The organism is Arthrobacter sp. zg-Y20 (assembly GCF_030142075.1).
Taxonomy (GTDB): Bacteria; Actinomycetota; Actinomycetes; order Actinomycetales; family Micrococcaceae; genus Arthrobacter_B.
Window position 1 is genome coordinate 672,527 of record NZ_CP126241.1, and the last position, 10,808, is coordinate 683,334.

General features: G+C 64.4%; 7 protein-coding genes. 4 read left to right on the forward strand and 3 right to left on the reverse strand.

Features of this window, described 5'->3' with window-relative positions; translation table 11 throughout:
* The first annotated feature begins 43 nt into the window (after positions 1-43).
* The 4 genes from pcrA to QNO06_RS03355 all read left to right on the forward strand — a co-directional run bounded on the left by pcrA (position 44) and on the right by QNO06_RS03355 (position 6,302).
* Entirely contained in the window at positions 44-2,497 is a 2,454-nt protein-coding gene (gene pcrA / locus QNO06_RS03340; protein ID WP_227913491.1) for a DNA helicase PcrA, read from the forward strand.
* Between the two features lie 201 nt (positions 2,498-2,698).
* Positions 2,699-3,868: an ADP-forming succinate--CoA ligase subunit beta gene (gene sucC, locus QNO06_RS03345; RefSeq protein ID WP_227913490.1), complete on the forward strand. Its 1,170-nt coding sequence runs from the start codon at positions 2,699-2,701 to the stop codon at positions 3,866-3,868.
* Between the two features lie 38 nt (positions 3,869-3,906).
* Complete coding sequence (sucD, locus tag QNO06_RS03350; protein WP_227913489.1) at positions 3,907-4,809, forward strand: succinate--CoA ligase subunit alpha; 903 nt, start codon at positions 3,907-3,909, stop codon at positions 4,807-4,809.
* Positions 4,810-4,892: 83 nt separating this feature from the next.
* Positions 4,893-6,302 carry a sugar porter family MFS transporter gene (locus QNO06_RS03355; protein ID WP_227913488.1) on the forward strand — a complete coding sequence of 470 codons (1,410 nt, stop codon included), beginning with the start codon at positions 4,893-4,895 and terminating at the stop codon, positions 6,300-6,302.
* A gap of 71 nt (positions 6,303-6,373) precedes the next feature.
* Here the strand turns inward: QNO06_RS03355 and QNO06_RS03360 are convergent, their stop codons facing one another.
* The 3 genes from QNO06_RS03360 to QNO06_RS03370 all read right to left on the reverse strand — a co-directional run bounded on the left by QNO06_RS03360 (position 6,374) and on the right by QNO06_RS03370 (position 10,767).
* On the reverse strand, positions 6,374-7,915 hold the full coding sequence (locus QNO06_RS03360; protein ID WP_227913487.1) for an alpha/beta hydrolase family protein: 1,542 nt from the start codon (positions 7,913-7,915) through the stop codon (positions 6,374-6,376).
* A 225-nt stretch (positions 7,916-8,140) separates the two neighbouring features.
* Positions 8,141-10,039, reverse strand: a complete 1,899-nt coding sequence (locus tag QNO06_RS03365; protein ID WP_442860176.1) for a BCCT family transporter — start codon at positions 10,037-10,039, stop codon at positions 8,141-8,143.
* A 242-nt stretch (positions 10,040-10,281) separates the two neighbouring features.
* A complete protein-coding gene (locus QNO06_RS03370) occupies positions 10,282-10,767 on the reverse strand; it encodes a hypothetical protein (RefSeq protein WP_227913486.1) in 486 nt (161 codons plus the stop codon).
* Between the last annotated feature and the right edge of the window lie 41 nt (positions 10,768-10,808).

A 10,808-nucleotide genomic window follows, 5' to 3' on the forward strand; every position in this document is an offset into this window, starting at 1 on the left:
GCTCACCGGATTGTCAGCCGCAGCGCCTAGACTTAAAGCCATCATGGACTACCTCTTTGATCCACTCTTTCCCGCACCCCGCAAAAACGCTCCGGAGCCTGCCGCGCAGGCACCGCAGGCCGAACACACCCGGCGGGGATCCTCCTATGCGGACGAAAGCCGTGCCGCGGACCTGCTGCAGGGCCTGAACCCGCAGCAGGAAGAAGCGGTGAAACACGCCGGGTCGCCCCTGCTGATTGTGGCCGGCGCCGGATCGGGCAAAACCCGGGTCCTCAGCCACCGCATCGCCTATCTCCTGGCCACCGGCCGCTCGAACCCCGGCCAGATCCTGGCCATTACGTTCACCAACAAGGCCGCCGCGGAAATGCGCGAGCGGATCGAGAACCTGGTGGGCGGCGTCGCCAAGACCATGTGGATCTCCACCTTCCACTCCTCCTGCGTGCGGATCCTGCGCCGCGAGGCCAAAACGGTGGGGATGAACTCCAACTTCTCCATCTACGACTCGGCGGACTCGCTGCGCCTGATCACCTTGGTGGCCAAGGGCCTGGATCTGGACCCCAAGCGGTTCACTCCCAAGTCCATCATGAACAAGATCTCTGCGCTGAAGAACGAACTGGTGGACGAAGAGTCCTACGCCGAATCGGCGAATTACTCCGACCCGTTCGAATCCGCTGTGGCCGAGGTCTACAAGGGCTACGCGCAGCGGATGCGCCAGGCCAACGCCATGGACTTTGATGACCTGATTGCCCAGACGGTGTTTATGTTCCGGGCCTTCCCTGGCGTGGCCGAATACTACCGCCGGCGGTTCCGGCACATCCTGGTGGACGAGTACCAGGACACCAACCACGCCCAGTACGCGCTGGTCCGCGAACTGGTGGGCAGCGACGACGACGCCCTTGACGTTCCGCCGGCGGAACTGACCGTGGTGGGCGACTCCGACCAGTCCATCTACGCATTCCGCGGCGCCGACGTGCGGAACATCAACGATTTCGAGAAGGATTACCCCGCAGCACGGACCATCCTGCTGGAGCAGAACTACCGCTCCACCCAAACCATCCTCAATGCGGCCAACGCGGTGATTTCCCGCAACCCCAACCGGCCGGAGAAACGGCTCTGGACCGCTGAGGGCGACGGCGAGAAGATCATCGGCTACGTGGGCGAGAACGAACACGAGGAAGCCCGGTTCATTGCCGAGGAGATTGACCGGCTGCAGGACGAGGAAAACCTGCGCCCCGGCGACGTCGCGGTGTTCTACCGGACCAACGCGCAGTCCCGTTCCCTCGAAGACGTGCTGGTCCGCGTGGGGCTGCCCTACAAAGTGGTGGGTGGCACCCGGTTCTACGAACGCAAGGAAATCAAGGATGCGCTGGCCTACCTGCGCGTCCTGGTGAACTCCGACGACGTCGTGAACCTGCGCCGGATCCTCAACGAACCCAAGCGCGGCATCGGCGACCGCGCGGAATACTCCGTGGCGGCCCTGGCCGAACGGGAACGGATTTCCTTTATGGCCGCACTGCGCCGTGCCGCCGAGGCGCCGGGCCTGGCCACCCGGTCGCTGAACTCGATCAACGGCTTCGTGAAACTGATCGATGACCTCTCGGAGGTAGCCTCCGGCTCGGGTGCCGCCGCAGCCCTGGAAGCAGTACTGGAACAGACCGGCTACCTGGCCCAGCTGCGCTCCAGCAACGACCCGCAGGACGAGTCGCGGGTCGAGAACCTTGCCGAACTCGTGGCCGTGGTGCGCGAGTACGAGCGGGACAACCCCGAAGGGTCCCTGGGCGAGTTCCTGGAGCAGGTCTCTTTGGTGGCGGACGCCGATTCCATCCCCGACGCGCCGGAAGGCTCCGCGGAGGAAGTTGCGGCAGCCGTGGAGGAATCCCGCCGGCAGGGCGTGGTGACCCTGATGACCCTGCACACCGCCAAGGGCCTGGAATTCCCGGTGGTGTTCCTGACCGGTATGGAGCAGGGACTGTTCCCGCACCAGCGCTCGGCCACAGACCCGGCCGAACTGGCAGAGGAGCGGCGGCTGGCCTACGTGGGGCTGACCCGGGCGCGGCAGCGGCTGTATCTGACCAGGTCCGAGGTTCGCAGCATGTGGGGACAGAGCCAGTACAACCCGGCCAGCCAGTTCGTGAGCGAGGTCCCGGCGGACCTGATCGATTGGAAGCGCGAAGGAATGGAGCGGCCGGCCTGGGGCGGCGGCGGGGGAAGCATCACGTCCAGCCGCTACTCCGGGTCCTCCTGGGGCGCCGGTACACCGCTGGGAACCGGCGGCAGCACCGCCAATGCGCCGGTGGCCAAGGCCATGGGCCGCGTGCAGCCGCAAAAGGAAGTCATCTCCGTGGCAGCCGGGGACAAGGTCAACCACACGTCCTTCGGGCACGGCACCGTGCTGGCCGTGGAAGGTGCGGGGGACAAAACAGTGGCAAAGGTGAAGTTCGACATCGGGGAAAAGCGCCTGCTGCTGCGCTATGCGCCGCTGACGAAGGAGTCCTGAAACGCGCCGTTCTTCATAACGCAGACCGGCCGATTTCTACAAGCGATAGAAGTGTGTCCTTCATCACTAAAGAGGTAGTCTGTGATCGGCGCCAAGCGCCGAGGTACTAAAGTTCCCAATGGAGCAGACCGGCTGGATGCATCTGCTCTGCGATCGTCAGATCGAATGTAAACCTACTTCGACGTAGAAGGACACTAGCCCGTGGACCTGTTTGAATATCAGGCGCGCGATATGTTTGAGGCGCACGGTGTACCCGTGCTCGCCGGAATCGTGGCGCACACTCCTGAAGAAGCCAAAGCTGCTGCTGAGAAGATCGGCGGCGTTGTCGTCGTCAAGGCACAGGTCAAGGTTGGTGGCCGCGGCAAGGCCGGCGGCGTAAAGGTCGCGAAGACCGCCGATGAAGCTTTCGAGCACGCATCCAACATCCTGGGCATGGACATCAAGGGCCACACCGTTCACACGGTGATGATCGCCCAGGGTGCCGACATTGCCGAGGAATTCTACTTCTCGGTCCTGCTGGACCGCGCAAACCGCAACTACCTGGCCATGTGCTCGGTCGAAGGCGGCATGGAGATCGAGCAGCTGGCCGTGGAGCGTCCCGACGCCCTGGCCCGCGTGGCTGTTGATCCCGCCGTCGGCATCGACACCGCCAAGGCCGAAGAGATCGTCGACGCCGCCGGGTTCGCCCCCGAGCTGCGCGAAGGCGTGGTCAACGCCATCCTGAAGCTGTGGGACGTTTTCACCAAGGAAGACGCCACCCTCGTTGAGGTCAATCCGCTGGTGAAGACCGGCGACGGACAGATCCTCGCCCTCGACGGCAAGGTCTCCCTGGACGAGAACGCCGACTTCCGCCAGGCCGGCCACGCCGCTCTGGAAGACAAGGACGCCGCGGATCCCCTCGAGGCCAAGGCCAAGGCCAATGACCTGAACTACGTCAAGCTTGACGGCCAGGTGGGCATCATCGGCAACGGCGCCGGTCTTGTCATGTCCACGCTCGACGTCGTCGCCTACGCCGGCGAGAAGCACGGCAACGTGAAGCCGGCCAACTTCCTGGACATCGGCGGCGGAGCCTCGGCATCCGTCATGGCCGCCGGCCTGGACGTCATCCTGAATGACGAGCAGGTTCGGTCCGTGTTCGTGAACGTCTTCGGCGGCATCACCGCCTGTGACGCCGTGGCCAACGGCATCGTCAAGGCCCTGGAAATCCTCGGCGACGAAGCCAACAAGCCGCTGGTTGTCCGTCTGGACGGCAACAACGTCGAAGAAGGCCGCCGCATCCTTGCCGAGGCCAACCACCCGCTGGTCACCCTGGCCACCACCATGGACGAAGGCGCCGACAAGGCTGCCGAGCTCGCTTACGCCGCTCGCTGACCAAGAGCCTGTCGAACCTTTAGAAAGAGAATCCCCTTATGTCTATCTTTTTGAACAAGGACTCCAAGGTCATCGTTCAGGGCATCACCGGCGGCGAAGGCACCAAGCACACCGCCCTGATGCTCAAGGCCGGAACCCAGGTTGTCGGCGGCGTTAACGCCCGCAAGGCCGGCACCACGGTTACCCACGGCGACGTGGAACTGCCCGTTTTCGGCACCGTGACTGAGGCCATGGACAAGACCAACGCAGACGTCTCCATCGTCTTCGTTCCGCCGGCCTTCACCAAGGACGCCGTCATGGAAGCGATCGACGCCGGCATCGGCCTCGTCGTCGTCATCACCGAAGGTGTTCCCGTGCAGGACTCCGCCGAGTTCTGGGCCCACGCCCAGTCCAAGGTGGATGCTGACGGCAACCAGGTCACGCGCATCATCGGCCCGAACTGCCCCGGCATCATCACGCCCGGCGAAGCTCTGGTTGGCATCACCCCGAACAACATCACCGGCAAGGGCCCGATCGGCTTGGTCTCCAAGTCCGGCACCCTGACGTACCAGATGATGTACGAACTGCGCGACCTTGGCTTCTCCACAGCCATTGGCATCGGCGGCGACCCGGTCATCGGCACCACTCACATCGACGCCCTGGCTGCGTTTGAAGCGGATCCCGAGACCAAGGCCATCGTGATGATCGGTGAAATCGGCGGCGACGCCGAGGAACGTGCCGCAGAGTTCATCAAGGCCAACGTCACGAAGCCGGTTGTCGGCTACGTGGCAGGTTTCACGGCTCCCGAAGGCAAGACCATGGGCCACGCAGGCGCCATTGTCTCCGGTTCCGCTGGAACCGCCCAGGCCAAGAAAGAGGCCCTCGAGGCTGCCGGCGTGAAGGTCGGCAAGACGCCGTCCGAGACCGCCACCCTGCTGCGCGAAGTTTTCGCAGCCCTCTAGTTCCACCGCGCATGCCCCCGTCCTGCGGATTTTTCCGCAGGACGGGGGTTTTTGTGCGTACTGATCCGGTAAGAAAGTTAGACATGTCCACCTCAGTATCAAACGGCTCCACCAAGCCCGCGAAAGCAACACCGCACCGGCGGGCGCTCCGGCGTGCGTCCTGGATTGTTACCCTTGGCGGATTCCTCTTCGGCTACGACACCGGCGTTATCAACGGTGCACTGCCGTACATGCAGGACGATCTCGGCCTGACCCCGGTCACCGAGGGCCTGGTTACGTCCAGCCTGCTGTTCGGTGCAGCCTTCGGCGGAGCCATTTCCGGCAAGCTGACGGACCGGTTCGGCCGGCGCAGGGTCCTGATGGGTCTGGCCGCCGTCTTCCTGCTGGGCACGCTGGGCACCTCCTTGGCGCCCACCATTGCCGTAATGGTGGGCTCCCGCGTGGTTCTTGGCCTGGCGGTCGGCGGCGCCTCCGCGCTTGTACCCGTGTTCCTGGCCGAACTGGCGCCGGCGGAGCGCCGCGGCCAGATGGTTACCCGCGACCAGCTGATGATTGTCACCGGACAGCTGGTGGCCTTCATAGCCAATGCCGTGATCGGCAACCTCTGGGGCGAGGACCAGGGCGTGTGGCGGTGGATGCTCGTGGTGGCCACCCTGCCTGCCATCGCCCTGTGGATCGGCATCAGCTTTGTTCCGGAAAGCCCGCGCTGGCTGGCGTCCAAGGGCCGCTTCGCCGAGACCCTCGCGGCCCTTCGCCGGATCCGCAGCGAGGAAGACGCGCAGGCGGAACACGAAGAAGTACGCACCCTGGCCGAAAAGGACTCCGCGGAGACCGGGACGCTGCGCGATTTCGCCGAGCCCTGGTTGCTGCGGGTGCTCCTGATCGGCATGGGACTGTCCATTGTCCAGCAGATCACCGGCGTCAACGCCATCATGTACTACGGCACCCAGATCCTGGAGGACGCGGGGTTCGGCACCGAAGCCGCCCTGACCGCCAATATCGCCAACGGCGTGGTCTCCGTTGCGGCTGCCATCTTCGGTATCTGGCTGCTGGGCCGGGTCCGCCGCCGGCACATGCTGATGACCGGCCTCATCGGCACCGGTTCCTCGCTGCTGCTGATCGGCGTGGTGTCGCTCTTCGTTGCCGAAGGTGATGCCCGCGGATACATCATCCTGGCCCTGACGGTTCTGTTCCTGGGCTTCCAGCAGGGCGCGGTATCCCCGGTGACCTGGCTGATGCTCTCGGAAATCTTCCCGCTGAAGGTCCGTGGCCTCGGTATCGGCCTGTCCGTCTTTGTGCAGTGGATGACCAACTTCGCGGTCGGCTTCTCGTTCCCCATCCTGATGGACGCCATTGGGATCTCGAAGACCTTCTTTATCTTCGTGGTGCTGGGGCTGCTGGCCCTGGTGTTTGTCCGCCGCTTTGTTCCGGAAACCCGCGGACAGAGCCTGGAGCAGGTGGAAGCCCAGCTTCGCGCTGCCGGCACCAAGTAGCCCAACGCCGGAAACGGAAGGGACCCTGCACCACGGTGCGGGGTCCCTTCCGTTTCTGTTCCCGGTGGACCCTAGGGCACAGCCGGGTAGGCGGCAACGGTCGGCAAAGCCACCGAAGCGGTGAAGCTGGTCAGTGCCGTCGCCTTGGGCAGCGCATACACGGACGTGGCCGGGGTAATTTGCAGCACCAGCCGGCTGGCGGCATTCACCGTGTAGGAGACCTCTTCCAGCGGCACCGTCAGGGTATGTTCCGTGCCGTCCAGGATCAGCGGAACGGGTGTCACCTGGTTGCCCAGTACAAGTGATGCCCGGGATTTGTCGATGATCTGGGCATAAACGTGGGTGTTGCCCCGCGGTGCGTAGCCGCGGTAGGTGAGGGTCAGCTGCGGAGCCCCGAAGACCGACGTCGGAACCGCCGGGGAAACGATCGGCACGTTCACTGCCACGGGCGCCACAGCGGCGGCGATCACGGCGCCGCTGATGGCTGCGGGGGAGAGCAGGATCGAGCCGCGCCCGGTACCTGTCAGGGATCCGGTGGCCTGCGGGTAGCCCGGCGCGGCGCGGGTGATGCCGTTCTGGTCGATGAACTCAAAGGCTGCCCCGGTGTTCACCGGTTCATTCCGGAGATACCTGGCAAACCAGTTCAAGACCGCCGGAGTGATCCGGTCCGGTCCCGCAGTGGAGTTGCACAGGCCATGCCCGCCGCAGAACTGCAGCATTTTGGTGGGGGTGCCGGTGCTGCTGATGAGTTCATAGTTGCGGGTGGCCTCATTGAGGGTGAACAGGGTGTCTGCGGTGCCCTGGATGATCAGCGTGGGTGCGGTGATCGAGGTGAACATTTCGTCCGGTGTCAGGGACGCAAAGTAGGCGATGGATTCCGGACTGAGCTGGTTCGGGTAGGTCAGGCCCTCCTGGCAGGCCTTCCGCACCGGAGCCGAGAGGGCGCCGTCGTTCCCCACCAGGGAGCCCAGCTGCCCCAGCGCGGTGCCCTCTCCGCAGAGCAGCGCACCCCAGCCGGTTTTGAAGGAGCCGGCCTTGTAGAGGCTGGTGGTCAGATCGTTCCAGGCGATGGTCGGGGTGATGGCATCCACCCGCTGGTCCTGGGCGGCGAGGACAAACTGGATGCCGCCGCCGTAGGAGGCGCCGGCCATGCCGAGTACCGGATCGCCGGGGGCGTCCAGGCGGGCTTCGGGCTGGGCGGCGATGAAGTCCACGATGGCCGATGCGTCCCGGCCTTCGTAAGCGGGATTGTTTACATAGGCTTCGCCGCCGCTGAAGCCGAAACCGCGGGGGTCCCAGGTCACTACGTTGTAGCCGGCATCGCGCAGGGGAGCGATGCCGATGGAACCGATCAGGGTATTGGTGGTTGTGGTTGGGATGCGTCCGCCGGGGAGGCCGAACCCGGGTCCCACCATCACGGTAGGCGCCTGCTGTCCGGCAGCAAGACCCGTGGCCGGGAAGAAGTTGGTATGGATGGGGGTGCCGTCAAAACTGGTGATGACGACGTCGGTGCGGATGGCGGGCGCCGCCGGTGCTGCGATGGCCGGCGCAGCCGCCAGGGATGTACCCAACAGTGCGGCGGACACCCCCAGAATAGCCAGGTGTTTCCTCATGATGACCTCATTGTCTTGGGGAAGGGCTGATAGTTACCGCGTGGTAACTTTCGCAGACTATGAAGAAGGGGAAACGGGCACAAGCCTTCGAGTGCGTATTGGACCCGATAGGGGGCAGTTTGGCGGACGAATCTTGTGCGCCGCTGACTGGCCGCCGCCGCTGGATAACAACACAGGGGCGGCGGCACGGGAAACCCCGCGCCGCCGCCCCTGATTGCAGAGGAGCTACTTTCGCTGCGGCTCGTCAGTGTTTACCGGCGCACCTGTTTCCGGGCCGTCGTCGTGCTCGCGGGTGTGCAGGTCGAAGGAGGAGCCGTGCTCTTCCACGCCGGCCTGGATGGCGCGGCCTACCACGGACACGGCGAGCCTGCGCCGCAGGGAGAGCGGATCCCGGGCCAGGTCCTTCGCCAGGGCGATGGTCATCAGCAGCATCACCACGGCGAACGGCAGAGCTGCGACAATGGTGATCCGCTGCAGACCGTCCAGGGCTTCCGAGGGTTCATCACCGCCGGCCAGCAGCATCACCGCCGCCACGGCGCCGGTGAGGACGCCCCAGAAAACCACGACGCCGCGGGAGGGATGCTCCGCGCCGTTGGAGCTCAAGGAGGCCATCACAATCGAGGCGGAGTCCGCCCCGGTGACGAAGAAGATGGCCACCAGGATCATGGCCAGTACGCCCACGGCGCCGGCCACGAGGTTAGGCATGGGCAGGGCGGCGAAGAGGTCGAAGAGCGACCCATCGAAGGAAATGGTAGGTTCACCGTCCACCATGGTCACCAGCCCCGGCTCCCCGTTGGCTGCGGCCTTCTGCTGGGTGCCGATGGCGGCGCCGCCGAAGATCGAGAACCAGACCACGCTGACCACAAACGGCACCAGCAGCACGCCGGTCACGAACTGCCGGATGGTACGTCCGCGGCTGATCCGGGCGATGAACATGCCCACGAAGGGCGTCCAGGACAGCCACCAGGCCCAGTAGAAGATGGTCCAGCTGGAGAGCCAGGCGCGCATGGATTCATCGCCGGCAACTTCAGTGCGGGAAGCCATCTGGGCGAGGTTGGTTGCGTAGTCGCCGATGGCGGCCGGGATGACATTGAGGATGAACAGTGTCGGACCGACCACGAAAATGACTGCCGCCAGCACCACTGCCAGGACCATGTTGATGTTGGACAGCCACTGGATGCCGCGGGAAATCCCGGACACGGCAGAGGCGACAAAGCAGCCGGTCAGGATGGCAACAATGGCTACGAGGATGGGCGTACCCACTGTGCCGAAGAAGCCGGACGACTCCATGCCGCTGCCGATCTGCAGGGCGCCGAGGCCCAGGGACGCAGCGGTGCCGAAGAGGGTGGCGAAGATGGCGAAGATGTTCAGGACCTTGCCCAGCGGGCCGTCCACCCGCTTGGCACCGAAGAGCGAGGTGAACGCGGAGGAGATCAGCTGCCTCCGGCCCAGCCGGTAGGTTCCGTAGGCCATGGCGATGCCGACGACGGCGTACATGGCCCACGGGTGCAGGCCCCAGTGGAACAGGGAGGTTCCCATCGCCGTCTGCAGTGCTTCTGCGGTCTGCGGATCATCGGTACCCGGGGGAGGGGAGATGTAGTAGAACAGCGGTTCAGCGACGCCGTAGAACATCAGGCCGATGCCCATGCCGGCGGAGAACATCATCGAAATCCAGGACACGGTCTTGAACTGGGGTTCTTCGCCGTCCTTGCCCAGCGGGATCCGCCCGAAGCGTCCCACGGCAAGCCAGATCACGTACACCACAAGGAAGGAAGCCAGCAGGACAAAGAACCAGCCGGCGTTGGTGATCACCCAGTCCAAGGCGGTCTGGGATACCGAGGCCAGGTTGTCGGTGCCGAAGAAGCCCCAAGCGATGAAGGCCAGGGCCAGCACTGCTGTGACGGCAAAAAGCACCTTGTCCAGCTTGGCCGGGATCTCGCGGCTCAACGCCTTCTCCTGCTGGCGCTGCCCCTCAATCATCAGCTGGACGAGTTCATGCTCCTGCTCCACCACGGGGATGGAGGAGGTAGTGGATTCCTCAACGGTAATGGAGAGCCGGGCGGGTTCAGCGGGATCGCCGTCGTTCCTTCCAGCGTCGCGTATGGGACCTTCAGTGGTAGCCATAGGCCTTTCCTTATGTCAGCGCAAAGGGCCCGGGCCCTGATGGCGGGCACGGGTAAGCAGAATGGCAACCACTCCCGGCGGAGGGCGCAATCAGTGCGCCTGCTTCCCGCCGGTATCCCCAAAGCAACGCGGTCCCGACTCTGCGTTCCTTTACATAATTCGCGAGTGTGTCCCTTCCAGATTTGCGGTATGCAACGTCCCAAGTCAAATTCGCGCAGGAGTCGGGACCATGGCAGCTGCTGTCAGGTGGTGCGGACCAGCATGTTGGGATCCTCCGAGCATGGCCCCTCATAGGACAGGCTGCTGAGGTGGTTGCCGGCTTGGTAAACCAAAGAGTTCCCCTCGGCATCCTCGAGCGTGACGACGATGTAGGAGCCGGACCCGATGTCGGACGGGACGTCCTCGCTGTAGCGGTTCACCTCTTCGAATCCCTGGTCTTCGAAGTGGGACACGTACTTGGATATTGCTGCCTCCGGATCCTCAACGGCCGGTCCCATGATCATGCCGACGTAGTGGTAGGACACCGGGTCCGATCCTGGACAAGCACGCCCGAAATACCCGGCTGTGCCCTTCTCCCAGGGCGCCCGGTCCGGACCGGAGAATGTCCAATCGCCGCCGTGGACCTTTGTGGTCTCGTCGTTGAGGTCGAGCATCCGTTGGAGGAGCTCCGAAGTCGGCTTGGAAGTGTCCATGGCGCCGTCGTTGCCGGATTTGTCTGATTGATACATAGGGTCCTCGGATTCGATGGAGCTGGTGCAGCCGGACAGAA